The 24,623-nt window shown below is 58.8% G+C and carries 30 protein-coding genes; 17 read left to right on the top strand and 13 right to left on the bottom strand.

What is annotated here, in order from left to right; translation table 11 throughout:
• Window positions 1–25 precede the first annotated feature (25 nt).
• Window positions 26–646 carry a DUF1643 domain-containing protein gene (locus tag B5F98_RS11200; protein ID WP_087372668.1) on the top strand — a complete coding sequence of 207 codons (621 nt, stop codon included), beginning with the start codon at window positions 26–28 and terminating at the stop codon, window positions 644–646.
• Window positions 647–680: 34 nt separating this feature from the next.
• Here the strand turns inward: B5F98_RS11200 and B5F98_RS11195 are convergent, their stop codons facing one another.
• A complete protein-coding gene (locus B5F98_RS11195; protein ID WP_087372665.1) occupies window positions 681–1,205 on the bottom strand; it encodes a DUF6512 family protein in 525 nt (174 codons plus the stop codon).
• Between the two features lie 205 nt (window positions 1,206–1,410).
• On the opposite strand from B5F98_RS11195, the gene spoIVB reads away from it, so the two are divergent.
• The 9 genes from spoIVB to spo0A all read left to right on the top strand — a co-directional run bounded on the left by spoIVB (window position 1,411) and on the right by spo0A (window position 7,800).
• Entirely contained in the window at window positions 1,411–2,457 is a 1,047-nt protein-coding gene (gene spoIVB / locus B5F98_RS11190; RefSeq protein WP_242961667.1) for a SpoIVB peptidase, read from the top strand.
• 150 nt (window positions 2,458–2,607) lie between these two features.
• Window positions 2,608–3,198 carry a hypothetical protein gene (locus tag B5F98_RS11185; protein ID WP_087372662.1) on the top strand — a complete coding sequence of 197 codons (591 nt, stop codon included), beginning with the start codon at window positions 2,608–2,610 and terminating at the stop codon, window positions 3,196–3,198.
• 20 nt (window positions 3,199–3,218) lie between these two features.
• Window positions 3,219–3,452, top strand: a complete 234-nt coding sequence (locus B5F98_RS11180) for a helix-turn-helix transcriptional regulator (protein ID WP_087233622.1) — start codon at window positions 3,219–3,221, stop codon at window positions 3,450–3,452.
• Window positions 3,453–3,625: 173 nt separating this feature from the next.
• Window positions 3,626–3,895 carry a hypothetical protein gene (locus tag B5F98_RS11175; protein WP_087372659.1) on the top strand — a complete coding sequence of 90 codons (270 nt, stop codon included), beginning with the start codon at window positions 3,626–3,628 and terminating at the stop codon, window positions 3,893–3,895.
• 102 nt (window positions 3,896–3,997) lie between these two features.
• Entirely contained in the window at window positions 3,998–4,744 is a 747-nt protein-coding gene (locus tag B5F98_RS11170; protein ID WP_087372655.1) for a hypothetical protein, read from the top strand.
• A gap of 103 nt (window positions 4,745–4,847) precedes the next feature.
• Window positions 4,848–5,564 (top strand): hypothetical protein, encoded by a 717-nt coding sequence (locus B5F98_RS11165; protein WP_143482790.1) that lies wholly within the window; start codon window positions 4,848–4,850, stop codon window positions 5,562–5,564.
• A gap of 23 nt (window positions 5,565–5,587) precedes the next feature.
• Window positions 5,588–5,833, top strand: a complete 246-nt coding sequence (locus B5F98_RS11160; RefSeq protein ID WP_087372649.1) for a hypothetical protein — start codon at window positions 5,588–5,590, stop codon at window positions 5,831–5,833.
• Window positions 5,834–5,974: 141 nt separating this feature from the next.
• The gene (locus B5F98_RS11155) at window positions 5,975–6,859 is read left to right on the top strand and encodes a MerR family transcriptional regulator (protein WP_087372646.1); all 885 of its coding nucleotides are present in this window, start codon (window positions 5,975–5,977) and stop codon (window positions 6,857–6,859) included.
• Between the two features lie 179 nt (window positions 6,860–7,038).
• Entirely contained in the window at window positions 7,039–7,800 is a 762-nt protein-coding gene (gene spo0A / locus B5F98_RS11150; RefSeq protein WP_087372643.1) for a sporulation transcription factor Spo0A, read from the top strand.
• 112 nt (window positions 7,801–7,912) lie between these two features.
• On the opposite strand, the gene B5F98_RS11145 is transcribed toward spo0A, so the two are convergent.
• The 3 genes from B5F98_RS11145 to B5F98_RS11135 are packed head-to-tail and all read right to left on the bottom strand — an operon-like array spanning window position 7,913 to window position 10,453.
• Complete coding sequence (locus B5F98_RS11145; RefSeq protein ID WP_087372640.1) at window positions 7,913–8,371, bottom strand: S-ribosylhomocysteine lyase; 459 nt, start codon at window positions 8,369–8,371, stop codon at window positions 7,913–7,915.
• 1 nt (window position 8,372) lies between these two features.
• Entirely contained in the window at window positions 8,373–9,038 is a 666-nt protein-coding gene (gene mtnN, locus B5F98_RS11140; protein ID WP_087372637.1) for a 5'-methylthioadenosine/S-adenosylhomocysteine nucleosidase, read from the bottom strand.
• Between the two features lie 8 nt (window positions 9,039–9,046).
• Window positions 9,047–10,453 carry a nicotinate phosphoribosyltransferase gene (locus B5F98_RS11135; RefSeq protein ID WP_087372697.1) on the bottom strand — a complete coding sequence of 469 codons (1,407 nt, stop codon included), beginning with the start codon at window positions 10,451–10,453 and terminating at the stop codon, window positions 9,047–9,049.
• 199 nt (window positions 10,454–10,652) lie between these two features.
• On the opposite strand from B5F98_RS11135, the gene B5F98_RS11130 reads away from it, so the two are divergent.
• The 3 genes from B5F98_RS11130 to B5F98_RS11120 all read left to right on the top strand — a co-directional run bounded on the left by B5F98_RS11130 (window position 10,653) and on the right by B5F98_RS11120 (window position 13,336).
• Window positions 10,653–11,507, top strand: coding sequence for a dipicolinate synthase subunit DpsA (locus B5F98_RS11130; protein WP_087372634.1), 855 nt, complete (start codon window positions 10,653–10,655; stop codon window positions 11,505–11,507).
• Between the two features lie 2 nt (window positions 11,508–11,509).
• Window positions 11,510–12,091 carry a dipicolinate synthase subunit B gene (locus B5F98_RS11125; RefSeq protein WP_087372631.1) on the top strand — a complete coding sequence of 194 codons (582 nt, stop codon included), beginning with the start codon at window positions 11,510–11,512 and terminating at the stop codon, window positions 12,089–12,091.
• A gap of 315 nt (window positions 12,092–12,406) precedes the next feature.
• Window positions 12,407–13,336: a magnesium transporter CorA family protein gene (locus tag B5F98_RS11120; protein ID WP_204871997.1), complete on the top strand. Its 930-nt coding sequence runs from the start codon at window positions 12,407–12,409 to the stop codon at window positions 13,334–13,336.
• Window positions 13,337–13,553: 217 nt separating this feature from the next.
• Here the strand turns inward: B5F98_RS11120 and B5F98_RS11115 are convergent, their stop codons facing one another.
• The 8 genes from B5F98_RS11115 to mtaB all read right to left on the bottom strand — a co-directional run bounded on the left by B5F98_RS11115 (window position 13,554) and on the right by mtaB (window position 20,664).
• The gene (locus tag B5F98_RS11115; protein WP_087372628.1) at window positions 13,554–14,612 is read right to left on the bottom strand and encodes a hypothetical protein; all 1,059 of its coding nucleotides are present in this window, start codon (window positions 14,610–14,612) and stop codon (window positions 13,554–13,556) included.
• Between the two features lie 189 nt (window positions 14,613–14,801).
• On the bottom strand, window positions 14,802–15,716 hold the full coding sequence (locus tag B5F98_RS11110) for a YafY family protein (RefSeq protein ID WP_087372625.1): 915 nt from the start codon (window positions 15,714–15,716) through the stop codon (window positions 14,802–14,804).
• A gap of 178 nt (window positions 15,717–15,894) precedes the next feature.
• Window positions 15,895–16,251, bottom strand: a complete 357-nt coding sequence (rplT, locus tag B5F98_RS11105) for a 50S ribosomal protein L20 (protein ID WP_087372621.1) — start codon at window positions 16,249–16,251, stop codon at window positions 15,895–15,897.
• A gap of 39 nt (window positions 16,252–16,290) precedes the next feature.
• Window positions 16,291–16,494, bottom strand: coding sequence for a 50S ribosomal protein L35 (gene rpmI / locus B5F98_RS11100; protein ID WP_087233337.1), 204 nt, complete (start codon window positions 16,492–16,494; stop codon window positions 16,291–16,293).
• Between the two features lie 53 nt (window positions 16,495–16,547).
• Window positions 16,548–17,129, bottom strand: a complete 582-nt coding sequence (infC, locus tag B5F98_RS11095; RefSeq protein WP_087233339.1) for a translation initiation factor IF-3 — start codon at window positions 17,127–17,129, stop codon at window positions 16,548–16,550.
• Between the two features lie 120 nt (window positions 17,130–17,249).
• Window positions 17,250–18,629, bottom strand: coding sequence for an MATE family efflux transporter (locus tag B5F98_RS11090; protein ID WP_087372618.1), 1,380 nt, complete (start codon window positions 18,627–18,629; stop codon window positions 17,250–17,252).
• A 149-nt stretch (window positions 18,630–18,778) separates the two neighbouring features.
• On the bottom strand, window positions 18,779–19,312 hold the full coding sequence (locus B5F98_RS11085) for an SLOG family protein (protein ID WP_087233345.1): 534 nt from the start codon (window positions 19,310–19,312) through the stop codon (window positions 18,779–18,781).
• Between the two features lie 62 nt (window positions 19,313–19,374).
• Window positions 19,375–20,664, bottom strand: a complete 1,290-nt coding sequence (gene mtaB, locus B5F98_RS11080) for a tRNA (N(6)-L-threonylcarbamoyladenosine(37)-C(2))-methylthiotransferase MtaB (RefSeq protein ID WP_087372615.1) — start codon at window positions 20,662–20,664, stop codon at window positions 19,375–19,377.
• 120 nt (window positions 20,665–20,784) lie between these two features.
• On the opposite strand from mtaB, the gene yfbR reads away from it, so the two are divergent.
• From yfbR to B5F98_RS11060, 4 genes are all read left to right on the top strand, one after another.
• Window positions 20,785–21,360, top strand: a complete 576-nt coding sequence (gene yfbR / locus B5F98_RS11075) for a 5'-deoxynucleotidase (protein WP_087372613.1) — start codon at window positions 20,785–20,787, stop codon at window positions 21,358–21,360.
• A 48-nt stretch (window positions 21,361–21,408) separates the two neighbouring features.
• Window positions 21,409–21,678, top strand: a complete 270-nt coding sequence (locus B5F98_RS11070) for an ACT domain-containing protein (protein ID WP_087372610.1) — start codon at window positions 21,409–21,411, stop codon at window positions 21,676–21,678.
• 11 nt (window positions 21,679–21,689) lie between these two features.
• Window positions 21,690–23,048, top strand: coding sequence for a PFL family protein (locus tag B5F98_RS11065; RefSeq protein ID WP_087372607.1), 1,359 nt, complete (start codon window positions 21,690–21,692; stop codon window positions 23,046–23,048).
• A gap of 94 nt (window positions 23,049–23,142) precedes the next feature.
• Entirely contained in the window at window positions 23,143–23,838 is a 696-nt protein-coding gene (locus tag B5F98_RS11060) for a hypothetical protein (RefSeq protein ID WP_087372604.1), read from the top strand.
• Window positions 23,839–23,877: 39 nt separating this feature from the next.
• On the opposite strand, the gene B5F98_RS11055 is transcribed toward B5F98_RS11060, so the two are convergent.
• Window positions 23,878–24,564 carry a DUF2461 domain-containing protein gene (locus B5F98_RS11055; RefSeq protein WP_242961666.1) on the bottom strand — a complete coding sequence of 229 codons (687 nt, stop codon included), beginning with the start codon at window positions 24,562–24,564 and terminating at the stop codon, window positions 23,878–23,880.
• Window positions 24,565–24,623 lie beyond the last annotated feature (59 nt).

Genomic DNA, 24,623 nt, shown 5'->3' with positions numbered 1-24,623 from the left:
GAAAAAACATCAAGGAGGACCCTCCATGCACATTCCCAGCGGCGAAACCAGCTTGCTTGAGCTGTTGCCCTTCCAAGAGGCGCTGGATCAGGCGCTCACCCCCAAAGAGGACTATGACGTCAATCGGTGGCTGTACGTGCCCCCCTTCTACTGCGAGTACCGATACATTCTGGCCACCCGGGGCAAGCGGCCCCTCATCTGTGTGGGCATCAACCCTTCCACCGCTGCCCCCGATGATCTGGACAACACCTTGAAGTCGGTGGAGCGGGTGGCCCTCCACAATGGCTTTGACAGCTTTGTCATGTTCAACGTCTACCCCCAGCGGGCCACCGACCCGGACCACATGGAAAAGCACTGCAATGACACCCTCCACCAGGAGAACATGAAGGCCTTTGACTATGTCCTCTCCCTCTACGAGGACACTCAGCCTGCCATCTGGGCGGCCTGGGGCACCATCATCGAAAAGCGGGACTATCTGCCCGCCTGTGTCCGGGACATGATTGCCATCGGCCAAACCCATGGGGCGGCCTGGTACACCGCTGGAAAGCGCTCCAAGAAGGGCCACCCCCACCACCCCCTGTACCTCCGTAAGGACAGCGGCCTGGACCCCTTTGACGTAGAGGAGTATCTCAACAGCCTCAAGTAAAAAAATCTGCACCGGAAGCCCGGTGCAGATTTTTTTACTTGGGCAGGATATAAAAGGTGGGAGTATGTTTGCTCAGGTCCAGGAATACTACCATATCCGGGGGGAAAAAGGTGAACCAGATCATCATCCAACCCACCGCCAGAGCCGCCAGCAGGCAGAGGGTGGGGAGAAAGGGCCGCTGGGTGAGGGGGGCCAGGACTTGGGCCAGCACAAACCCTGCCACCATGAGTACCACATACAAGATGAGGTCAAAGGCCATCCCGTCGCCCTGGAAGGGGACGTGATAGAGGTAGCTCAGCAGCAGCATGGCCCCGCCGATGATGGGCAGGGTCAACAGCCAGGGGGCCAGACCGTCCAGACCTCGGCCATGGGTGAGATACAGCCCGGACAGCAGCAGGGGGATGAGGAGGATTTTCAGATGTTCCCACAGGCTCTCCCGCACCGGAGAGACCAGAGCGGTGATGGGGCTGGGCAGCCAGGAGAAGAGAAAATGGAGCCCTACCCCCAAGATCAGGGCGGCAATCAGGGTAAAAATCGTCTTTTTTTGAAAAATTTTCACAGCTCTCACCTCGTTTCTTACTACAAGTTATGCCCGCAGTGGGGCAAACTATGAATGAAACCGTGGTGAAACACAAAAGTTTTTTTCCTCCATTTCGGGCTTTTCCAAAAGGCCCTCCCTTTTCCACGGAAGAAACCCCGCCGTCTCAGGCACATTAAGGATTGGGCGAACGCCCAAATTGTGAACGAAGAGGCGGTGAGGATCATTGAACGAAGAGATCAAACCATGGGTGGGGATGACCCAGGCGGTGCTGCGGGTCGTCCTGGTGGTGCTGGTGGTAGCTCTGGCCCTGTGGCCAGTCCTGGGCAGCGCCAGAGCCGACACCTTGAAAGTGGTCCCAGTGGGGCGTGCCGTGGGCATCAAGCTCTTCTCCGATGGCGTTGTGGTGGTGGGAACTTCGGAAATTTCCACCCAGAACGGGGCGGTGAATCCGGCCAAGGACTGCGGTCTGCGGGAGGGGGACATCATCACCCATATCAACTCCACCGAGGTGGATACCATTGAGGAGGTGTCCGCCCTCTTGCAGGAGCTGGAGGGGGAGACCATGAGCATCCGGGCCATCCGCAATGAGGAGCAGGTGCAGCTGACCGCCCAGGCGGTGCTGTGCTCCGCCGACGGGGAGTATAAGCTGGGGGCCTGGATTCGGGACTCCATGGCGGGCATTGGTACCGTCACCTTCTACTGTCCCCAGACCGGGACCTTCGGGGCCCTGGGCCACGGCATCAACGACGTGGACACGGCTCTGCTCATGCCCCTGGAGAGCGGCAGCATTCTGCCCGCCACGGTCTCCGGGGTGGACAAGGGGCAGTGTGGAACTCCGGGACAGCTGCGGGGCATCTTTGAGGCGGACGTGACCCTGGGTGAGCTGGACGACAACACCTCCTGTGGCATCTACGGCACCATGACCGACACCAGCTGGTTTTCCGGCCAGGCGGTGGAGGTGGCCAGCCGGGACGAGGTGAAGGCGGGGAAAGCCACCATCCTCAGCAACATCTCCGGCAACCAGGTGGAGGAGTACGAGATTGAGATTCTCAAGGTCTACCCGGACAGCCAGGACGGGGGCCGGGACTATCTCATCCACGTCACTGATCCCCGGCTGCTGGACAAAACCGGAGGCATTGTCCAGGGCATGAGCGGTTCCCCCATTCTCCAAAACGGCAAGATCATCGGGGCCGTCACCCATGTCATGGTGGATGACCCCACCTCTGGCTATGGCATCTATATTGGAGATATGCTCCAGGCGGCAGGGTAAAAACAGGGCGAAGACACCGACATGGTGTCTTCGCCCTTTGATATGCTGCACATATAAAATTTAATGTTTACCATTAAAAATATATTGACAAAGATATATGCTCCTCGTATAATGCAAGTAGAGAAACCCACAAAATAAGGAGGGAGACATATGGAGAAGATTATGAAATCCACCAAGCTGGTGCAGAAAATCCTGCGAATTCTGTTTTGGATTGTCGTCGTTGTCAGCGTTGTCTCTGCATGTATCATGATTGCATCGTTGATTTTTATGGATGATACAGCAGTCATCCAGGGTGTTTCCATTACGATTGGAAATTACAGGTTGAAACTCAGCCAGGGGTACTCCCGCGCACAACTGATCAACATTTTATGGATGTCCTTGGCGAACATTGTCCTTTACGGGGGCCTTTCCTGTTACGCGATCCGAATCCTTCAAGGTATTTTTGAACCAATGACACAGGGAAAACCGTTCAACACGGCGGTGAGCGACGGGTTGAAAAAGCTATCCTATACGGTCTTGATTTTTGGTGTGGTTCGACTGATTCTTCAACTGGCAACAAACATGGTTTACGACCAGATGATTGATATTTCTTCCCTGTTTGCTGCAAACATGGTGGAATCCTGCTCCTTAACCGTGGTAGGAGATGGTGATTTTATTATTTGGTTCTTTTTGATCCGGCTGTTTCGGCGCATTTTTATCTACGGGGAGACCTTGCAACAGCTGTCCGATGAGACACTGTGACGTGGAATGAGGAGAAGCTTATGCCCATTGTATTACGATTGGATCGGGTCATGGCAGACCGGAAAATGTCCCTGAATGCCCTGGCGGAAAAGGTTGGTATCGCCAATGTAAACCTGTCGAAAATCAAGACGGGAAAGGTCAGCGCCATCCGCTTTTCCACCTTGGAGGCCATTTGTGAGGCGCTGCACTGTCAACCGGGGGATATTTTGGAGTACATGCCGTCTCAGACCGATGAGGACGGGAAGGACGAATAACATGGAGATACAAAAGCAGGATGGTGTAGGCCATCCTGCTTTTGCCATAGCCCGAGTATTCTGAAAAAAGTTCGTGACTATGGAGAAAAAGCATAGTACAATATAGGCACTTATCCGTGCTGTTCAAATGGAAACAGACAAAATATTGCATACATGGAAGGGAGTGTTCCACGATGAAAGACAGGCTGTCCAAACTGACCGTTGCCAGTGGAATCCTGGGCCTTGTCCTCTTGTTTGGGGTCATGCTGTCTGGAGCGGCATATCCCAGCTTGGTGTTTCGCATCGGTGCCCCCTTGGGATTGCTGTTTGTCTTTCTCAGCGTGGGGCTGCTGGGTTTGCGGTATTTGCGGGACATCTGTGAGGCCGTTCGGGAGAAACAATGGATGTTGGCACTGGGGCTTGTGTTCATATTGTTGGTTGTGGGTGTGCTGATGCTGATTTGAGTAGACGGGGGGAACGATTGTTTTACACCCTCTATATGGAAGATCACATGCAGATGTGGTACAATACCAGAAGAGAGAAAAACGGGAAAGGCAGGTGTGAATATGCAGCGTCTGAGAGAGTTGAATGGATATCAAAAGGGTGTTTTGATTTTGATGGCGGCTATGGTGCTGGTGTTCACTGTGCTCTATCCGATCCTCACCTCCCGCCAGGCCTTTTCCTACCGGGATGGCCTGTTGCTGCGTACCCAGGAGGGAGAGAATACGGTGTACCAGGGGAAGGTGTATGGAGAAACGGCCCGCTTCACCGTGTCCCCGGACCAAACCGTGGAGTTTTACTACGGGGAGAAGACCTACGGCCCCTATACCGTCCAGGAAGACCCGAACCTGGTGGATTTGCCGGATGGAGTGCGGGGCATCCAGCTGCAGCGGAGAGGGGAGACCTTCTTTTACGGCGGTGTATCCGGGGAGGGCGAGACCTTCCGTGTGTACCGTCAGGATGGCAGCCAGATGCATCGGGACAGCTCCATGGAGATATCCTTCGATGCATACGGGAATCTTACAAGTATGATGGAGCCTTCGGCCTACACCATTCTGGAGGTGATGTACGGCCCGGAGCTGACCCATCCGGGAAGCTGGTGGGGTTGGGTGTTAGGCGTGGTCATCTGTGTGGCCACGGCCCTCACCATCCTGTATGCCGACGAGCTGTTCCGCTTCCATCTCCTCTTTGAAATTAGCAACGTGGAGGAGGCAGAGCCCTCTGGGTGGGAGATGGCCAGTCGATATATCTCCTGGACGCTCCTGCCTGTGTTGGCACTGGCGGTCTTTATCTTAGGATTATTGTACTGGTAAAACAGGGCGGAAGCTGGATCGCTTCCGCCTTATGTTTTCCCTCTGTCTTTTTTGAAGACTTTATGGTAGAATGAGTCTAATACAGATGAGGCAGGTGTAGACCTTGGACACTTGGAAATTGCTGATCGGGCTGGTTGTAGTGCTGGTGCTCTCGGGTGTGGCGGTGATTGTGTGGGCGGTTCTCCCGTCCCACCGGAACAGACGCTCGGGTCCCCCCAGCGGAAAGCCCGCCTGGCGGGAGAAGCAGTACGATGAAGAGGGGTACGACCCCCGAGGTTACGACCGGGAAGGCTATGACCGCCTGGGGTACGACACCCGGGGCTATGACCGCAACGGGTATGATTGGCAGGGGTATGATTCCCGGGGCTACAATCGAGAGGGCTATGACCGATTTGGTTATGATAAGCAGGGCTATGATCGGGAGGGCTACGACCGTCGGGGATATAATATCCATGGCAAGGACCTCCAGGGGCGGTATAATCGCCTCTACGATGTGGCCGATTATGCAGACTCCTTGTACAGCTCCGAGGGCTTTCTCAGCCCCCAGCGCTATCCGGTGGGAGTGACGGTCCACGCCAAGGAGCGCATGCTGGAACGGATGCAGGGAAATACGTTGGAGAACCTCCAGGACCTGGCCATGAAGGCCTACTGCTTCGGCAAAAGCGCCCGGCAGCTCAAACGCACCTCCGCCCGGCTGGTGCAGGAGATTCAGGAGCAGCACGGGGACGGCGTGGTGCTGATCTACCACGGCTATGTGTACATTTTCTCCAGCGATAACCAGCTGATTACCGTCTACCGGAATGAGCGCATTCCTTTGTGATGAGGGAAGGAGGAACTACGTTAATGGAACAGGAAAAGGAACTTCAGAGCCCCCGCAGCCGTCGGGAGCATGTGAGCACCTTCCGGCGCTATCGGCTGGGGTGGGTGCTGCTGGGCATGATCGCCACGGAGGCGGCGGTGGTGTTGGCCAACGGCAGCGTTGCAGCGGCCATCATGCTGCCCCTGATTGTGGGCGCCTTTATTTTCCGTTCGGCCCTGGTGGAAAACTACAACCGAAGACAGGCCGAGGAAACCCAAGAGAACCCGTGAGAGCAGCCAAGAGGCGGGATGTGTCCGCCTCTTGGCTGGTTGTTTCTGTGGGTGAAAGGAAATCTTTTTTGCAAAAACCCTTGACCTTCCACCAGGTGAAAGGTGTATTTTGACACCAGAGCCAGAGAGGAGGCGCATGATATGAACATCAAAGAGGCAGAGAAACTGACGGGAATTTCCAAGCGCAACATCCGATTTTACGAGCAGAAGGGAATGTTGCACCCCGCCCGCAATCAGGACAACGACTACCGGGACTACTCGTCCCAGGATATCGAGCGGCTCAAACTCATCCGAGCCCTGCGCATGGTGGATATGCCCTTGGAGGAGATTCAAAAGGTACTGGATGGGAAGACGTCCCTGGAGGACGCCGCCACGGCCCAGGAGCGGCAGCTGCGGGAGCGGGTGCAGGAGGTACAGACCGCTATCCGGTTTTGTAAATCCCTCCAAGGACTGAGCGGGGACGTGGAGGTGGACGCCATTCTGCGGGAGATGGACCGGGAGGAGAACCGGAAGCACCTGTTTACCCAGTGGAGAGAGGACTACAAAAAGATGTGCAAGTTCCTCCAGAAGGCCACCTTTACCTACATCCCCGAGGGGGCCGTGACCAACGCCCGGGAGTTTACCCAGGCGCTGTTGGACTTCGCCCGGGAGAACCAGGTGGACATCACCATCACCAAAGAGGGGATGTACCCGGAATTTACGTTGGATGGAGTGGAGTATACCGCAGAGCGGCTGTACACCCAGATGGGCCGGGCGCCGGTTGCCACGGTGCGCTGCACCGCCAAGCACCCGGAGACCTTGGAGCCGGATCTGCCCGCTGGGAAGAAGCGGGCCATGAAGCTGCTGCACTTTGCCTGGATTCCCCTGGTCATGATTTTGGTGTCGGTGATGATGGTGGCACGCAACGGCGGGCTGCCCTTCCTGGCCACCCTGGACGGGGTGGTGCTGGGGATTGTCTTCCCTCTGGTGGTGGGGGTCATGTTGTACCGCTCTATGCTCTTTTACTACAATAACAAGAACAAATAACGAAACTTCAATCATCCTGTAGGAAAAACAGCAGTTGATAGATTACAAAATTTGACAATCCTGTCGAACGAAAGTGGAAACTATGGCTTGCCAGATCGGGCATTCTGTGGTATTTTAGAGGTACAGGAAAAAGATGGTAAAACCAGACTGACTCCACTTGAGAAAGGATTGTCACACAGATGAGCGATGTGAAGAAGATCATCATTGCGGATGCCTCAGAGGAGTACCGCGGGATGTTGGCGGATGCCCTGGGGGACCGTGAGGATATGGAGGTCGTGGCCCAGACCGGGGACGGGGAAGCGCTGTTGGAGCTGGTGGCCAAGCATCAGCCCCAGGGGATTATCATGGACTTGATGCTCACCGGGATGGACGGGTTGGAGGTACTGGAGCAGCTGGGGCCCAATCGGCCCAGGGTTGTGGTGCTCTCCGCCTTTTCCCATTCCGCCCTGGCCCAGCAGGTGAAGGAGCGGGGGGCGGACTACTGTATGCTCAAGCCCTGCCGTCTGTCTGCGGTGGTGGAGCGCATGGCCCAGCTGTGCGATCAGACCCAGGAGCGCCAGACCCACCAGGAGGAGGAAGAGTGGGATTTAGAACGGAAGATTACCTCCATCATCCATGAGATCGGGGTGCCCGCCCACATCAAGGGCTACCAGTATCTCCGGGTGGCCATTGCCATGGCGGTGGAGGATATGGGGATGATCAACGCCGTGACCAAGGTGCTCTATCCCGAGGTGGCCAAGCGGTTTGGCACCACCGCCAGCCGGGTGGAGCGGGCCATCCGCCACGCCATCGAGGTGGCCTGGGACCGGGGCGACCTGGAGGTGCTGCAGTGGTACTTCGGCTACACCGTGTCCAACACCAAGGGCAAGCCCACCAACAGCGAGTTTATCGCCATGATCGCCGACCGCATCGCCCTGGAGCGGGACAAACGGGCGGGATGAGCTGCGCCCCGGAGGGGCGCAGCGAGGGAAGAAGGAAAAGTGAAGAGTGAATAAGTGCTGAAAAAAGCCGATGTAGACGTTTTTCGTCCACATCGGCTTTTTGTATGTGTATTTAATAGGCCAGCTGTTCCACGGTCCAGTCCCGGATGAGATCGGCGTAGTAGCGGCACTGGGTGCGGGCCAGGTCCAGATCCAGGTTGATGTAGTTGCCGCACTCCACCGCCGACTTGCCCGGCATCTCCCCGGTGTAGTTGGCCCCCGCCTCAAAGACGGACTGGACCAGGGTGATGCAGTCCTCCATGGTCAGCTGCTCGTTGTCCAACAGCACGTAGAATCCGGTTTGGCACCCCATGGGGCCGAAGTAGATCACCCCATCCTTTTGGGGGGAGTTGCGCAGCAGGGTGGCGATGATGTGCTCCACCGAGTGCATCTCGGCGTTGGTGAGCAAATCCCCGGTGTTGGGCACCTTGAAGCGCAGGTCGAAGGTCACCACATTCCCGTCCCGGCGGGAGAGATACATACCGGGGCGCAGGGTGGTGTGGTCCACCTGAAAGCTTGCGATTTTTTCCATATTAAGACCTCCACAGTAAGGCCGCCAGGGCCTGGTTGAGCTTGTCCACCACCTGGGGCACGTTTTGGGCGTATTCCTCCCCCTGAGCGGGGTGGAACAGGTGGTCGGAGACGATTTTCACACAGTGGAAGGGCACCTGGTTGCGCAGGCACACCTGGGCCACCGCCCCCGCCTCCATATCACACACGGTGGCGGAGAAGTGGTCCCGCAGCATGGCCGCCCGTTCGTAGTCCCGACCGAACCAGTCCCCGGTGGCCACCACTCCGGTGCGGGGTGCAAAGCCCGCCTGGGTGAGCCGCTCCACATGGGCCTCCACCCTCTGGCAGGGCAGTTCAATGAGGTTCAGAGCGGGGATGAGACCCAACGGGTCGCCCACGGCGGAGGTGTCCATGTCGTGCTGGACACTGTGGCGGGCCACCACCAGGGTGCCCACGGGGAAGTCGTGGAAGCACCCGGCTACCCCGGCGTTCCACACCTCATCCACTCCAAAGCGGTCGATGAGGGCCTGGGTGCCCATGGCGGCGTTGACCTTACCTACCCCGCAGATGCACACCACAGTGTCTGGGTCCAGGGGGTAGAAGTCCATCCCAGCGATGGTCTGCACCTGGCCGGAGGGGCGCAGAGCCCCGGCCACCTCCTTGTGCATGGCGTATACAATGCCTCGCATGGCGCACCTCAGGCGTTGTGGGACAGCAGCTGAGCCCGCACGTCCCACAGCTTCTGGGACAGGTCCACATAGTAGTTGTGGGGGTTCTCAAACCGCTTGACCTCGTCCCACAGGCTGTCCACCTCTCGGGCGCAGTACACCCGGGTCTCCTGGATGGTGGGAGCCTGGTACACCAGCTGGCCGCCCTGGAAGATGGGCACCAGCAGGGGGCGGGCGGTGTAGTTGGTGATGGTCTTGCGCTTCCAAACGGCCTCGGGGTCGAAGAGCTCCAGAGGCTGGGTGAAGTCGGGGTGCTCGTCGTGGAGGCAGATATAGTCGGCCAGGGCCTTCCCCGTCTCGATCTCGTACAGGCGGTACACCTTCTTAAAGTGGGGGATGGTCATCTTGGCGGGGTTCTCGCTGATCTTGATTTTGGGCACGATGGTGCCGTCCTTGCCCTCGATGGCCGCCAGCTTGTACACGCCGCCGAACACCGGCTCGCTCTTGGAGGTGATGAGCCGCTCGCCCACCCCGAAGCCGTCGATGGCGGCCCCCTGGGTCAGCAGGTCCCGGATGATATACTCGTCCAGGGAGTTGGAGGCGATGATCTTGATGTCGGTCAGGCCCGCCTCGTCCAACATCTTCCGGGCCTTCTTGGACAGATAGGTCAAATCGCCGGAGTCGATGCGGATGCCGCCCTGGGTGATGCCCAGCTCCTGGAACACCCGGATGGCGTTGGGCACGCCGGACTTGAGCACGTTGTAGGTGTCCACCAGAAGGGTGGCGGCGTGGGGGTAGATCTCACAGTAGGTCTTGAAGGCGGTGTATTCGTCGGGGAACATCTGCACCCAGGAGTGGGCCATGGTGCCGGTGGCGGGGGTGTCAAACATCTGGTCGGCCATGGCGCAGGCGGTGCCGGAGGCCCCGGCGATATAGCTGGCCCGGGCGCCCAGCAGTGCGCCGTCCGCCCCCTGGGCCCGGCGGGAGCCGAACTCCGCCACGGGCTTGCCCTGGGCAGCCCGGACGATGCGGTTGGACTTGGTGGCGATGAGGGACTGGTGGTTCAGGGTCAGCAGCAGATAGGTCTCCACGAACTGGGCCTCAATGGCAGGGGCCCGCACGGTGAGAATGGGCTCCCGGGGGAAGATGGGGGTGCCCTCCGGCACGGCCCAGATGTCCCCGGTGAAGTGGAAGGTGCGCAGATACTCCAAAAACTCCTCCGAGAAGGTATTCTTGGAGCGCAGGTAGGCAATGTCATCCTCATCGAAGTGGAGGTCCCGGATGTAGGAGATCACCTGCTCCAGTCCGGCGGCAATGGCGAAGCCGCCGCCGTCGGGGACACTGCGGAAGAACATATCGAAATAGCAGATTTGATCGGCCACGCCGGTCTGAAAATAGCCGTTGCCCATGGTCAGCTCGTAGAAGTCGGTGAGCATGGTGTAGTTGACGTGATGTTGCACAGGGATGGCCCCCTTTAACTAAAATCGTAGCCTCTATTATAAGCTGTCTTGACACAAATTGCAATCATTCCTTCTGTAGTTCTTCCAGAAGTCACCACTCGGAAGGGGCGGAATACACTGGGATGAGGGCGGTGTCGGAAGGCAAACGGCCCCGGAGAGGAGCATGGGAAGGAACATGGAACGAACGCATATCTGGGTCATTGGAGGAGATCAGCGGCAGAGCATCTTAGCCGGGCTGCTGCGAGACGACGGCCACAGGGTACATACCTTGGGGCTGGGGGAGGAGGCGGCGGAGGGGCCGGACCTGGATGGCATCGGTGCGGCCCACTGCGTCATTCTCCCCCTGCCGGCGCAGCGGCCGGAGGGGTGGGTGTACACCCCGCTGAGCACCTTTCGGCTGTCGGTGGAGCAGGTGCTGGAGCACATGCAGCCGGGGCAACTGGTGTGCGGCGGGCTGCTCACCTCCAGCTTTCTCCACCAGGCCCAGGCGTTGAACCTGCGGGTCATAGACTATTATGCCCGGGAAGAGCTGACGTTGCTCAACGCCATTCCCACCGCAGAAGGGGCCATTGGTCTGGCCATGGAGCGCATGCCCACCACCATCCACAACGCCCGCATCTGGATTTTGGGCTTTGGGCGGGTGGGGCAGGCCTTGGCCGTGCGCCTCCACGCTCTGGGGGCCAAGGTGTGCATTCTGGCCCGAAACCCCGCCCAGCGGGCCCTGGCCCGTAGCTTAGGCCTGGAGGCCGAGCCCATCCGGGGCATGGGGGAGTGGCTGCACTGCCCCCATCTGGTGGTGAATACCGTGCCTGCCCCCCTGCTGGGAGTGGAGGAGCTGTCCGCTCTGCGGGAGGGGGCCTGGGTGATGGACCTGGCCTCGGAGCCGGGGGGCGTGGACCATCCCGCGGCCCAGGCCCTGGGCGTGCCCGTGGTGTGGGCCAGAGGCCTGCCGGGCAAGGTGGCTCCCCACACGGCGGCGGAGTACCTCAAAGACACCGTCTATCACATTATGGAGGAGTTGGGAGTGTAAGAATGGAAGCGAAAAACATTGGGTTTGCCTTTTGCGGCTCCTTTTGTACCATGGCCCGGGCTCTGGATACCCTGGAGCAGCTGGCGGGAAAATACACCCAAATCTGGCCCATTGTCTCCGAGACCGTGGCCAGCACCGATACCCGCTTTGGCAACAGCCATGATTTTATGCGGGAGATGGAGCGGATATGCGGGAGAAGGGTCATCCATACCGTGGCGGATGCCGAGCCCATCGGGCCCCGGAAGCTGCTGGACGCCCTGGTCATCTGCCCCTGCACGGGCAACACCCTGGCCAAGCTGGCCCACGGCGTCACCGACGGCACGGTGACCATGGCCGCCAAGGCCCATCTGCGCAACGGGCGGCCCCTGGTCCTGGCCCTGGCCACCAACGATGGCCTGGCGGCCTCTGCCCCCAATGTGGGCACCATGCTGGGGCGGAAAGGGGTGTTTTTTGTCCCCTTCCGCCAGGATGACTGCTACGAGAAGCCCACGTCTCTGGTGTCGGATTTTTCCCTCACCGGGGACACTCTGGCCCTGGCTATGCAGGGCAAACAGTATCAGCCTCTCTTGTTGGGGGCAAAGTGACGAAAAACAGCCTCCGGTGGCGGGATTTTTAGGGTTGCAAACCACCGGGGGCTGTCATATAATGATACTTGACTGGGCAAAACATGGACTGGCCCGGAAAAATCTGCCCAAAAACGAAAGGATGTGACATGCGCCGTGGCAGGTGACCCATCTAGTCGAAGTTGGAAAATATGTTTGCGGCGTATGGATTGAGGGGGATGCCCTGGCATCCTTTCTGTCTTCGTGCGTCCGCGCCTGTGTGACACAGGGAATATCAGCGGAAGCGGCACGGGGACAAACCACCCCTTTGCCTGCTCGGGAAAGGTGTGAACCAATGTGATTAGCATTTACAAGACCATTGACGGAAAAATGACCAAGCTGGATACGGTGGAGGACGGCTGCTGGATCAACCTCATCTACCCCAGCGAGGACGAGCTGAAGACGGTGTCCGTGATCTTGGGGGTGGAGCTGCCCTTCTTGAAGGCCGCCCTGGACGAGGAGGAGACCTCCCGTATTGACAGCGAGGACGGCCAGACCCTCATCATCGTGGACACCCCCGCCATGGAGCGGGATGAGACCGGCGTGGTGTATTCCACCCTGCCTATGGGCATCATCGTCACCGAAAAGCACATCGTCACCGTCTGTTTGAAGGAGACCTCGGTGGTGCGGGACTTGCAGGACGGCCTGGTCAAGGACGTGCGCACCCAGCAGCGCACCCGGTTTATCCTCAACATCCTGCTGCTGGTGGCCAAGCGCTACCTGCAATATCTGAAGCAGATCGACAAGACCTACAACTACATGGAGCGGCAGCTGTACAAGTCCCAGCGCAACAAGGAGCTCATTCAGCTGCTGGATTTGGAGAAGTCCCTGGTCTACTTCAACACCTCTTTGAAGGCCAACGAGGTGACCTTGGAGAAGATTCTCCGGGGCCGCATCGTCACCCTCTATGAGGAGGACCATGACTTGCTGGAGGACGTGCTCATTGAGGTGCGTCAGGCCATCGAGATGGCCCAGATTTACTCCTCCATCATCTCCGGCATGATGGACGCCTTTGCCTCGGTGATCTCCAACAACCTCAACGTCATCATGAAGGTGCTCACCTCCATCACCATCCTCATGACGGTGCCCAACATCATCTTTGGCTATTTCGGTATGAACATCACCGGCGGCCTGCCCCTGGACCAGTTCTGGTGGGTACCTCTGCTGATGAGCGTGGCCATCATTGTGGTGCTGGCCATCATCCTGAAGAAGAAGGATTTGTTCTAAGAAAGACAAATGCCCTGGAAAGCGGAAGCTTTCCAGGGCGTTTTTGTAAGTGAAAAGTAATAGAGAACTATGAAGAGGTAATGTGTGCCATTGTGCGGCACGGATAAAAAGGCGAGACAGCGTGACGCTCCGAAGGCTCCCTTGTGTAAGAGATGCTGTCGCACCAAAATAAACTATCCCTGAGCGGAATTGTTGCATTCCAGTCTTTGACAGAAGCTTACCGCAAGACTTCCACCCACTTCAGAAACTCAGTGTTCTGGGCGGTAATACGGCTGTTGTATGCAGTAATAGCGGCATTCTCCTCAATGCCTTGCAAACTGCTAGCGCACTGGTCCAACTGCTGAGACAAAATTGCAGTTTTGCTGTTGCTCTCCTGGATTGCTGAGTACAGCATGTACTGGTGATCTTCAATCCGATCCAATCGGTCAATCACTTCGTCTAATTTGTTGATGATCCAATTCTGACGAATCTCATTTTCAAAGATATTGTACGCACCTTCGTGACCTTCTAAATGAGTACATCTTCCAGAGGAAAGATATTCATAAAACGAACTGACAGCAATCAGATTGCGATATTTGGGATAAATAATATCCTGGCGATAATATGTATCCAGAACTTGTTTGGTTTCCGACATCATATGATTTAGTGCAGCTAACTCCTGCTCTAACAGCGTAATTTTCCGCTGTGCATACGCTCGTTCATTCTCGTTTTGTGCTTCAATCTGTTGGTTCTGAACCGCTATCTCGGACAGATTCTGCTTATCCTTTCTTATATTTAATAGTATCGCAGCTCCTCCAATTAGGAATCCTACAACACATCCGATTTTTGCGCCAAACGTGATGATTCCATCCCAGGTCCAGCTATATTTGTCCGCAAAGAAGAAACCTATACACAAAGAAATAATAATACCTATTACTATTCCAAACAATCCACAAACAAAAAAGTCTGCAAACGCACAGGAAACCTTCCAGATAATAACAGAAAATGGAATTAGGAGCAGCAATAAAATCCAATCCGAGAATATTTCTGTTTTTTGGACGTAACCAATAAAAAATAGCAACCCAACTGCCGTCCAGAAAAGTGCTATAAACCGACGAAAGCCATCGTCACTGATTAAAGATTGCTTCTTGGGCTTCCCTAGAAATTCTCGGTCCTCACGATTCTTTAGCCTATTAATTTCCTGATTCAAGGAATTCGCCGATACTTGTTGTTGATATAGCGACCCTTCCAGCTGGTATACACGATACATATATTCCTTCAATGTATTGGCTAACATTTCCATATCCCTCCAGACAATTCTACAAAGTGTACCTTTACGAATTAGGATATAGTTTTTCGGTTACTACCGACCGCTTGATTGTCTCCTTTAATATCTGCTCATAGGATTTTTCCTAGAACTTTTTGCCGTTCCTATTATATCTTGAATGTTCGATGTGTCACTTTTTATTGTACAGCTTTCTAACTTTTATTCTTCATTTTTAACTGGGCTATATGCCTCCCGCAGCTTTTCACTGGCCTGGGCCAGCTGGCGCTGGAGACTGGCGGGGGAGAGCACCTCCACGCCGCCACCGAAGGACAGCAGATAGCTGGCCAGCCATCCCCCGTCGGGGAAGACGGTGGACACCAGCAGGGAGCCGTCGGGCTGGGGGGTGACGCAGCGGCGGTCAAACTCGTCGTACACCCGGTGGGCCAGGCTGGGGGCGAAGCGCAGCTCGGCCTCCACCCGGAACAGCGGGGGAATCTCCCCGGACAGCTCCGGGTCGGGGGGATTCATCAGCCGGTGGAAGGGCTGGTCGGTGATGGTCAAATCCAGCATCCGGGTCAGCCGGAAGGTGCGATAGCACTCCTGGAAGGGGCAATAGGCCTGGAGATACCAGCCGTTGCCCTGGAACACCAGCCGCACCGGCTGCACCAGGTAGGGCATCTGCTCCCCCTGGGAGCTGGCATAGGTAAACTGCACGGCCCGGCGCTGTAAAATGGCCTCTCGCAGCAGCTTGAAGTCCTCGGTGTCCCCGGCCGAGGAGCCCCAGTGGGTGAGGTACACTTGCAGCCAGTCCTCCTCGGGGCGGCGGAACAGGGCGGAGAGCTTGGCCAAGGTGGCCTCCCGCTGGGCGTCCGAGTCGTCGTCCAGGGCGGCCAGCAGCTGCTGCTGTTCCCCGGGGGTGAACAGGTTGGGGTCGGGGGCGCAGCCCGCCATAAGGGTGACGCCGCCGTTTTTGCCCGGAGCGGTGCACACCGGTACCCCGGCGGCCGACAGGGCGTCAATCTCCCGGTAGATGGTACTCACCGATACCTGGAGCATTTGGGCCAGCTGGGGAGCGGTGATGCGGTCGTGCTCCAACAGCAGGGAGAGAATTTGAATGAGTCGATTGGCGGACATAGTTTCACCTCCTAGGGGTGTCCCCAGTATATCAGAATGGGGGATTTCTGTAAAGGAAAACGCCGAATTGAGGCGGAAATGTGGAAATAGCCGCGTAGCGGTCCCGCCGGAACGGGAACCCCGTCCCAGGGACAACAAACGCCCGATTCCTGGGGAATCGGGCGTTTATCAAACTAAATTAGGCCAGCTTGCTCTTGGCCAGCTCGGTGAGCTGGGTGAAAGCAGCCTTGTCGTTGACGGCCAGCTCGGAGAGCATCTTGCGGTTGATCTCCACGCCAGCCAGCTTCAGGCCGTGCATGAAGGTGGAGTAGTTCATGCCGTTCATCTTGCAGGCGGCGTTGATGCGGGCGATCCACAGCTGACGGAAGTCACGCTTCTTCAGCTTGCGGCCGGTGTAGGCGTACTGCAGGGACTTCATCACCTGCTCGTTGGCCATCTTGAAGTGCTTGCTCTTGGCACCCCAGTAGCCCTTGGCCAGCTTCAGGATCTTATTTCTTCTCTTACGGGTCATCATTGCGCCCTTAACTCTTGCCATTGTCGTTCAGCCTCCTATATGTGAGTGTATCAGGTTATCTTATTTGTAGGGGATCAAGCGCTTGACGGTGGCCTGGTTGGTCACGTCAGCGTAGGCACCCTTGCGGAGGCCTCTCTTGAGCTTGGTGGTCTTGCCGTGGCCGTTGAGCAGGTGACGGCGCTTGGTGCAGGCACGCTTCACACGGCCGCTCTTGGTCAGCGAAAAGCGCTTCTTAGCGCCGCTGTGGGTCTTGATCTTAGGCATGGTGGTTATCTCCTTTACTCTTTGAATGGTGGGCAGCGTGTGCCCGGAGGATATTACTTGTTGGTCTTGCTGCTTTTGGCGGAGAGGAAAATGCTCATGTGGCGGCCCTCCAGCTTAGGCTCCTTGTCCAGGTTGGCCAGCTCGGCACACTGCTGGGCAAAGTCCATGAGCAGGTTGCGGCCGATGTCGGTGTGAGCCATCTCACGGCCACGGAATCGCACGGTCACCTTCACCCGGTTGCCGTCAGCCAGGAACTTCTGGGCGTTGCGCAGCTTGGTGTTGAAGTCACCGATGTCGATGCCGGGGGACATGCGCACTTCCTTGATCTCAACGACGTGCTGGTTCTTCTTGGCCTCTTTCTCCCGCTTGGCCTGCTCGAACTTGAACTTGCCATAGTCCATGAGCTTGCACACAGGGGGGACGGCATTGGGAGAGATTTTTACCAGGTCCAAACCGGCCTCGTCGGCGTGACGCTGGGCCTGAGCCGCAGACATGACTCCCAGCTGGCTGCCGTCGGCGCCAATCAGGCGAACCTCACGGTCACGAATCTCCTCGTTGATCTGATGAGTTGGGTTAGCTATGGCAAAGCACCTCCTGAGAAACAAAAAATGTGAGTGCAGAACAAGCACCCACATCCACAACAAAAAACGACAACCGAACTCGATTGCGTGTTTTTTACCATGTAAACCTCTTTGCCTCGGGCTGGAGGTGAGGACGGCGGTGCCATACCTGCTTTGTTTTGCTCTGGTATTATATCAAGTGGATATGGGATTGTCAAGCGCTTTTTTCAATGATGTTGCATCCCGGCGCCGGAGCACCAAAAAGTACCCCAGGCACAGGGTGAGGTTGACCAGGGCCGAGGCGGGAACAGCCAGACCGATGAGGAACATGGAGGTATCCGGCAGGCGGCTGAGGAAGTAAGACAGGGGAATGCGCACCAAAAAGGCGGCGGCCAGGCCCTGGGCCATGACAAAGCTGGTGCGCTCCCGGCCATTGAAGTAGCCCAGGAAGCAGAACACCACCGACACCATCAGGTACTCCAGCGAGCTGCCCCGCAGGTAGCCTGCGGCGGCGTCCAGCACCGCCGGGTCGTTGTCAAAGGCGGAGGCCAGAATGCGGCCGCAGAAGAAGGTGAGCAGGAACATCACCGCGCCCACGCACAGGGAGATGCGAGCGGCCAGAAACAGGGCCCGGTTGGCCCGCTTGGGGTTGCCTGCCCCCATGTTCTGGGCCACAAAGGTGGACAGGGCGGACATGAAGGACATGGGCACCAGGGCCAGGAAGATGAACAGCTTTTCCGCGATGCCCACTCCGGCGGAGGCGATGACCCCCAGGGCGTTGACAATGCTGGTGATGATGAGGAAGGACAGGTTGGTGAGAAAGTCCTGGAGGGCGATGGGGGAGCCCACCTTTAAAATCTCCCCGGCGGCCCGGCCCCCTCTGCGCCAGGGGGCGGGGATGGAGAAGGGGAGGGGATTGCGGCGGATGTAGGCCAGGGAGAAGGCCACGCTGGTGGCCTGGGCGATGATGGTGGCCAGAGCGGCCCCGGCGGCGTGGAGGCGGAACACTCCCACAAAGAGCACATCCAGCACCACATTCACCAGGCAGGCGATGAGGACAAAGAGAAAGGGAGAGCGGGAGTTGCCCACCCCCCGAAAAATGCCGCTGATGCCGTTGTAGGCGGTGATGAACACGATGCCCGCCGAGCAGATGCGGATGTAGGCCACCGCCTCACTCATGGCAGCCTCGGGCACGTTCATCAGCCGGGCGGCCTGGGGGGCCAGGAGTAGCATGGCCCCGGTGAGCACCGCCGCCACCAGGGTGAAGAGCCGAATCTGGCTGCACACCACCTGGCCTGCTTGCTGGGATTCTCTCGAGCCCATGGCCTTGCCCACCAGCACGGTGACGCCCATGGTGAGCCCCGTAATGATGGAGGTGATGGACTGCATCACCTGGCTGCCTGTGGCCACGGCGGACACCGAGGCGGTGGGGGAGAATTTGCCCACCACTGCCAGGTCCACGCCCCCGTAAAAGGCTTGGAGCAGCAGGGAGAGCATCAAGGGCAGGGCGAAGCGGATGAGGGGGGACAGAATGGGCCCCGACAGAAAGGACGATTGAGAAGATGGGGTTTCCATGGATATGACCTCCGGCACAAGTTTTGGGAGCAAGAAAAAACGCCAACAAGCATACACTTGTTGGCGATAATGTATCAAACGAAGTACGGCTCCCGTACCAGCACACTGTACCATACAACTGGGAGAAAGTCAACGGGGAACCGGAAAAATCAGGGCACCAGATGGGTGGGAGACAGGTGGGGGTGGTTGAGGTCAAAGAGGTAGATATCCAGTCGGTGGTCCATGGCATAGTTTAAGGTGTACTGAGTGCCTCCACGGGTGCCGTTGAACACCGCAAGAATGGCGGAGGACTGGTCCACCATATAGCGGTCCCGGCGGAGCATACAGTGGCGGTCGTAGTGCTCCTGGAGCAGGGTGTGGGAGTCGCACTGGCGCACCAGCTGGGTCCAGCGGCTGCGGTCATCAGAACTCCACTTCTTGGCCTGGCCCGCACAGGGCAGGGCGGCCTCCAGGGTCACATCCGGGTGGGCCTGCCGCAGGGCCAGCACCGCCTCGGCAAAGTAGAAATCCGCCCCCCGGGCCATGCCGCAGAGAAAATGGCGGTATCCTTTTTGATACATCTCCTCCAGCTGGGCGGCCATGTTCTCTTTCAGGGCCACACAGTGGGGGTGGTCCTCCTGGTCGCCCCAGGGCAGCTTTTCCGGGCGATGCCCGGTGAAACAGCAGGTGTGATGATCCCCCATGGTAGCTCCTCCTAACCGCATGGCATGATACCATTATAATATATTGCTGGCTTTAAGGTGGTTTATTGAATCGTGCCCAGCAGAATGCCGTCTCCCACTCCGGTGACGGTCACCTGCCGCAGCTGGTTGTGGAGGTCTTCTCCCACAGCTCGTACGGCCACATAGTTGGGGGCGTGGCCCTGCCACAGCCCCTCCTTTTCCTCCTCAAAGAGGACGGGGAGGGTGGACCCCACCAAGGCCTGCAAATAGGCCTCCTCCATCTCCCGGGCCACTGCCTGGGCCGCCTGGGCCCGCTGCTCCTGGACGGCGTGGGGAATCTGCCCGGCCATGGTGGCGGCAGGGGTGCCGGAGCGGCGGGAGTAGGGGAAGATATGCATGGAGGAGAAGGCGCAGCGGCGGATGAAGTCCAGGGTCTGGGCGAACTCCTCCTCCGTCTCCTGGGGGAAGCCCACAATGAGGTCGGTGGTGATGGCGGGGCGGTCAAAGTACTGGTTGAGCCACTGCACCGACTGGAGATAACGGGCGGTGTCGTACTTGCGGTTCATCCGCTTCAAGGTCTCGTCACACCCGGACTGCATGGACAGGTGGAAGTGGGGGCACAGGTTGGGCAGCGCCACCGCCCGCTGACAGAAGTCCTCCGTGATGGTACGGGGCTCCAGAGAGCCCAGGCGCACCCGCAGCCCCGGCACGGCGTGGCACAGGGCTTCCACCAGGTCGATGAGGGTCTGGCCCTCCTTCAAATCCCGGCCCCAGGAGGAGATCTCAATGCCGGTGAGCACGATCTCCCGGTACCCCTGGGCCTCCAACTCCTTGGCCTGGTCCACCGCCTCGGAAAGGGGGAGGGAGCGCACCGGGCCTCGGGCGTAGGGGATGATGCAGTAGGTGCAGAAGTTGGTGCACCCGTCCTCCACCTTGAGCATGGCCCGGGTGCGGCCCACCTGGCCCCCGGCGGTGAGCCGCTCAAAGTCCCGGCGGCGCAGGGACTCGTCCACCTGGACGATGGGGGCGGCGTGGCTTTTGAGCTGCCCCTCCAGCAGGTCCAAAAACTCCATGCGCCCGGCGGTGCCGGACACCAGGTCCACCCCCAGGGCGGCCACCGCCTCCGGCTCGGTCTGGGCGTAGCAGCCGCACACCGCCACCACCGCCTGGGGGTTCATCTTTTTGGCTCGGCGGATGACGTTGCGGCACTTCTTGTCACTGACGGCGGTGACGGTACAGGTGTTGATGATGTAGGCGTCGGCCAGGTCCTCAAAGGGGACCAGGGTGTGGCCGCGGCGGAGCAGCTCGCGCTCCATGGCCTGGGTCTCATATTGGTTGACCTTGCAGCCCAAGGTGTAGATGGCAATGTCCATAAGGGCCTCCTGAATGCAGCGTTTTTCTTAATGATACCATTTCCCTAGGGTTTTGTATAGGTTTACATTTCACCAAAAATGTGGTATACTTCCCCTACTTTGTGAAAAGAAGGTGGGGTCATGTCGTCCAGCTTTTTTGCCTATATCTTCCGGATGCGCTACATTGCCCGCTGGGCGCTCATGCGCAACACCCGCACGGAAAACGTGGAGGAGCACTCCTATGAAGTAGCTGTGCTGGCCCACGCTCTGGCAGTGGTGGGGCAGGAGATCTTTCACAAGGACGTCAACCCGGACCGGGTGGCCACGGCGGCGCTGTTCCACGACGCCCCGGAGATCATCACCGGCGATCTTCCCACCCCCATCAAATACTTCAATCCCGCCATCAAGTCCGCCTACGACCAGGTGGAGGCGGTGGCCCAGGACAAGCTGCTGGGGATGCTGCCCCACGAGTTGACAGAGGCCTATACACCTCTGCTGCGGGTGGAGGACCCAAAGGTGCGATGCTACATCAAGGCCGCCGACAAGCTGGCGGCGTGGCTGAAGTGCCTGGAAGAGCGGAAAGCGGGGAACCGGGAGTTTGTGCAGGCGGAGGAGGAGACCCTCCACGCCCTGAAGGATATGAACATGGACGAAGTGACCTGGTTTTTGGAGCACATGGGGGAGGCCTTCGGCCTGACCCTGGACGAGCTGGGTTAAATTGCGTAGACAGCGGGGAGACACCCCGAAGAATAGGGAGGAATTTTCATGAGAGCCATTATTACGGTAGTCGGCAAGGATCAGGTGGGCATCATCGCCTCGGTGTGCGGCGAAATCAGTCAGCGCAACGTCAACGTGCTGGACATCAGCCAGACCATTTTGCAGGGCTATTTCACCATGGTCATGCTGGTGGATGTGTCCAAGTGCACCATCCCCTTTGCACAGCTGGCTCAGGAGCTCAGTGACAGCGGCAAGGAGCGGAGCCTGGACATTCGGGTGCAGCGGGAAGACATCTTCAACGCCATGCATCGGATTTGAGGTGACGGAACATGCTCAATCAACAGGACATTTTATCCACCATTCACATGATTGACCAGCAGAACCTGGATATCCGCACCATCACCATGGGTATCTCTCTGCTGGACTGCTGCCACTCCGACCCCAAGGTGGCCTGTGAGAAGATCTACGACAAGATCACCACCTCCGCCCAGAACCTGGTGAAGACCGGAGAGGACATTGAGGCGGAGTTTGGAATCCCCATTGTCAACAAACGCATCTCGGTGACCCCCATCGCCCTGGTGGCAGGGGCTTCGGACACCGACGACTATGTGCCCTTTGCCCAGGCCCTGGACCGGGCGGCCAAGGAGACCGGCGTCAACTTCATCGGCGGCTTCTCCGCCCTGGTGCAGAAGGGCATGACCCGAGGAGACCGCAACCTCATCGCCTCCATTCCCGAGGCTCTGGCGGTCACCGACCTGGTGTGCTCCTCTGTGAACATTGGCTCCACCAAGGCGGGCATCAACATGGACGCCGTGAAGCTCATGGGAGAGACCGTGAAGGCCTGCGCGGACCGCACCGCTCACCAGGGCGGCTTCGGCTGCGCCAAGCTGGTGGTGTTCTGCAACGCCGTGGAGGACAACCCCTTCATGGCCGGCGCCTTCCACGGCGTGGGCGAGGCCGAGCGGGTCATCAACGTGGGCGTGTCCGGCCCCGGCGTGGTGCACCACGCCTTGAAGGCCGTGAAGGGCCAGCCCTTTGACGTGGTGGCGGAGACCATCAAGAAGACCGCCTTCCGGGTCACCCGCATGGGCCAGCTGGTGGCCCAGGAGGCCAGCAGCCGTCTGGGCGTGCCCTTTGGCATCGTGGACCTGTCTCTGGCCCCCACCCCCGCCATCGGGGACAGCGTGGCCCGCATCCTGGAGGAGATGGGCCTGGAGGTGTGCGGCACCCACGGCACCACCGCCGCGCTGGCCCTCCTCAACGACGCCGTGAAGAAGGGCGGCGTGATGGCCTCCTCCTCGGTGGGCGGCCTGTCCGGCGCCTTCATCCCGGTCAGTGAGGACGAGGGCATGATCGCCGCCGCCCGCTCTGGAGCCCTGACCCTGGAGAAGCTGGAGGCTATGACCTGTGTGTGCTCCGTGGGCCTGGACATGATCGCTGTGCCCGGAGACACCACCGCCGCCACCATCTCCGCCATCATCGCCGACGAGGCGGCCATCGGTATGATCAACCAGAAGACCACCGCCGTGCGTATCATCCCCGCCCCCGGCATGAAGGTGGGGGACACCGTGGAATTTGGCGGCCTGCTGGGCTCCGCCCCGGTGATGCCCTGCCACACCGGCTCGGCGGAGGAGTTTGTGGCCCGAGGCGGCCGCATTCCCGCCCCCATGCACAGCCTGAAAAACTAATACATCTGCCCCGGCGCGATTGCGCCGGGGCGTTTCCTGTCTTGTGGAGAGAGGGAGGATGGGTGTATCATAAACGAGAGAGGAGGGACAGCCCGTGAAGAGGAACATACAGCAGCGGTGGAAGGAATTTGGCGCCAAACGCCTGCCGGTGATGCGCACCCGGTGGCTGTCCGCCCTGCCCATCATTGTGGTGTCTCTCATCTTGCTGCTGGGAATGTGGGGCGTGTTCGGGGTGCGGTATGCCACCATGGCCAACCGCTTCTTGCTGCCCAACACCGCCGGACGGGAATTCAAGCAGAGCGTGAAGGAGCTGTTTGAGTTGGACCGCAGCTTTTTGCAGCAGGTGCGGGCCCTGTGTCAGGAGGGGACCCAGGATGGCAGCCAGATGTCCGACCGCCTGGTGCGCATCCACCTGTTGGAGGACCAGATTCAGGCCCACTTGAAGGGGATGAGCAGCGCAGAGCAGACCTATTATCGGCAGCTGCTCCCCATCAACCGGAAGCTGGTGAGCGAATTGGAGCAGATCAACGCCTATCTGCGCTCCCGGCCCCAGCTGTTGGGCACCGCCTACAGCCAGGCGGCGGTGGAGGTGCTGGACAATCTGGAGGACGCCATTTTGCGGGTCCAGCGCAGCTATACCGCCCGGGAGCTGGAGCCCTTCTTGCAGACGGACGCCTCCTTCCGCACCTTCGGGCGCTTGCAGGACAGCCTGTACTTCAACACCCTGGCGGTGAACTGTATGCAGACCTTACAGGAGATGCACGAACTGGCCGATCAGCCCCCAACCTAAGAGATAAGCCCCTCTCGGCGATGCCGAGAGGGGCTTATGTTATACTTGTGTGGGTAATTTGGCGGATAGCGCCGAAAAATAATCGTAGTAGGGCTTGAGGAAGATGAAATCCTCAATGAGCTGCTGGGCCAGCTGGGGGGTGTACAGCAGCTCGCACAGCCCTTCCTCGTGGGACACAGACAGGGACTTCTTGTTAAACCAGGCGCTGAGCTCTGCCTCAGGGCAGGACTTGGGGCGGCGGTACTCCGGGCCCTCCAGGGCGAAGCGGTCCTGCCGCTTCAAGGCGCGCTCCAGCTTCAGCAGGGGCTTGGGGGCTCGGAGAATCTCCTGGCGGTGGCACTCCATCAGGGAGGCCTTGGCGCACCAGAAGCCCATGCCGCAGCTCCAGCCGTCGGGGGTGAGCTCAAACCACAGGGCGGGGTGGGAGCCCAGGGCGGAGTCGTCGCCCCGGATGAGGGTAAACCACAGATGGTCCTTGTAGGGGCCACGACCGTGGAGCCGCCGGGCGTCCCGGTAGATGCGGGCCACCTTCAGATTCCACGGCTCCTGGGGAAACTTCTCCACCAGGGCCAGCTGGGCCTGACGGCCCAGGTTCTGCATGGGGCGGTAGAGGGTGTTGAGGTACACATCCTTGTGGGCCTCAAACCAGCTGCGCTCGTTTTGGAACCGAATGCCCCACATAAATTCCACCGTCTCCGGGGTAAAGCCTTGAAACTGATCTCTCACGGGGGTTATGCTCCTTCATTGGGGGCCTGAGTGGGCGCAGGCGTGGGGGTAGGTGCGGG

Origin of the sequence: Pseudoflavonifractor sp. An44 (assembly GCF_002161675.1) — a bacterium.
In the GTDB taxonomy this organism is placed as follows: Bacteria; Bacillota; Clostridia; order Oscillospirales; family Oscillospiraceae; genus Enterenecus; species Enterenecus faecium.
This window is presented reverse-complemented; position numbering and strand designations above follow the sequence as displayed.

Coding starts and splice junctions, on each gene's coding strand:
- B5F98_RS11135 (WP_087372697.1), bottom strand. CDS start 10,453: ATGCTCACCGACTTCTACGAGCTGACCATGGGCAACGGCTATTTTCAG.
- B5F98_RS11110 (WP_087372625.1), bottom strand. CDS start 15,716: ATGTCCGCCAATCGACTCATTCAAATTCTCTCCCTGCTGTTGGAGCAC.
- B5F98_RS11090 (WP_087372618.1), bottom strand. CDS start 18,629: ATGGAAACCCCATCTTCTCAATCGTCCTTTCTGTCGGGGCCCATTCTG.
- B5F98_RS11200 (WP_087372668.1), top strand. CDS start 26: ATGCACATTCCCAGCGGCGAAACCAGCTTGCTTGAGCTGTTGCCCTTC.
- spo0A (WP_087372643.1), top strand. CDS start 7,039: ATGAGCGATGTGAAGAAGATCATCATTGCGGATGCCTCAGAGGAGTAC.
- mtaB (WP_087372615.1), bottom strand. CDS start 20,664: ATGGACATTGCCATCTACACCTTGGGCTGCAAGGTCAACCAATATGAG.
- B5F98_RS11175 (WP_087372659.1), top strand. CDS start 3,626: ATGAAAGACAGGCTGTCCAAACTGACCGTTGCCAGTGGAATCCTGGGC.
- B5F98_RS11070 (WP_087372610.1), top strand. CDS start 21,409: ATGAGAGCCATTATTACGGTAGTCGGCAAGGATCAGGTGGGCATCATC.
- B5F98_RS11065 (WP_087372607.1), top strand. CDS start 21,690: ATGCTCAATCAACAGGACATTTTATCCACCATTCACATGATTGACCAG.
- infC (WP_087233339.1), bottom strand. CDS start 17,129: ATGTGGGTGCTTGTTCTGCACTCACATTTTTTGTTTCTCAGGAGGTGC.
- B5F98_RS11160 (WP_087372649.1), top strand. CDS start 5,588: ATGGAACAGGAAAAGGAACTTCAGAGCCCCCGCAGCCGTCGGGAGCAT.
- B5F98_RS11115 (WP_087372628.1), bottom strand. CDS start 14,612: ATGTTAGCCAATACATTGAAGGAATATATGTATCGTGTATACCAGCTG.
- mtnN (WP_087372637.1), bottom strand. CDS start 9,038: ATGCGAGGCATTGTATACGCCATGCACAAGGAGGTGGCCGGGGCTCTG.
- B5F98_RS11125 (WP_087372631.1), top strand. CDS start 11,510: ATGGAAGCGAAAAACATTGGGTTTGCCTTTTGCGGCTCCTTTTGTACC.
- B5F98_RS11085 (WP_087233345.1), bottom strand. CDS start 19,312: ATGGGGGATCATCACACCTGCTGTTTCACCGGGCATCGCCCGGAAAAG.
- B5F98_RS11155 (WP_087372646.1), top strand. CDS start 5,975: ATGAACATCAAAGAGGCAGAGAAACTGACGGGAATTTCCAAGCGCAAC.
- B5F98_RS11180 (WP_087233622.1), top strand. CDS start 3,219: ATGCCCATTGTATTACGATTGGATCGGGTCATGGCAGACCGGAAAATG.
- B5F98_RS11170 (WP_087372655.1), top strand. CDS start 3,998: ATGCAGCGTCTGAGAGAGTTGAATGGATATCAAAAGGGTGTTTTGATT.
- yfbR (WP_087372613.1), top strand. CDS start 20,785: ATGTCGTCCAGCTTTTTTGCCTATATCTTCCGGATGCGCTACATTGCC.
- B5F98_RS11185 (WP_087372662.1), top strand. CDS start 2,608: ATGGAGAAGATTATGAAATCCACCAAGCTGGTGCAGAAAATCCTGCGA.
- rpmI (WP_087233337.1), bottom strand. CDS start 16,494: ATGCCTAAGATCAAGACCCACAGCGGCGCTAAGAAGCGCTTTTCGCTG.
- B5F98_RS11145 (WP_087372640.1), bottom strand. CDS start 8,371: ATGGAAAAAATCGCAAGCTTTCAGGTGGACCACACCACCCTGCGCCCC.
- B5F98_RS11130 (WP_087372634.1), top strand. CDS start 10,653: ATGGAACGAACGCATATCTGGGTCATTGGAGGAGATCAGCGGCAGAGC.
- rplT (WP_087372621.1), bottom strand. CDS start 16,251: ATGGCAAGAGTTAAGGGCGCAATGATGACCCGTAAGAGAAGAAATAAG.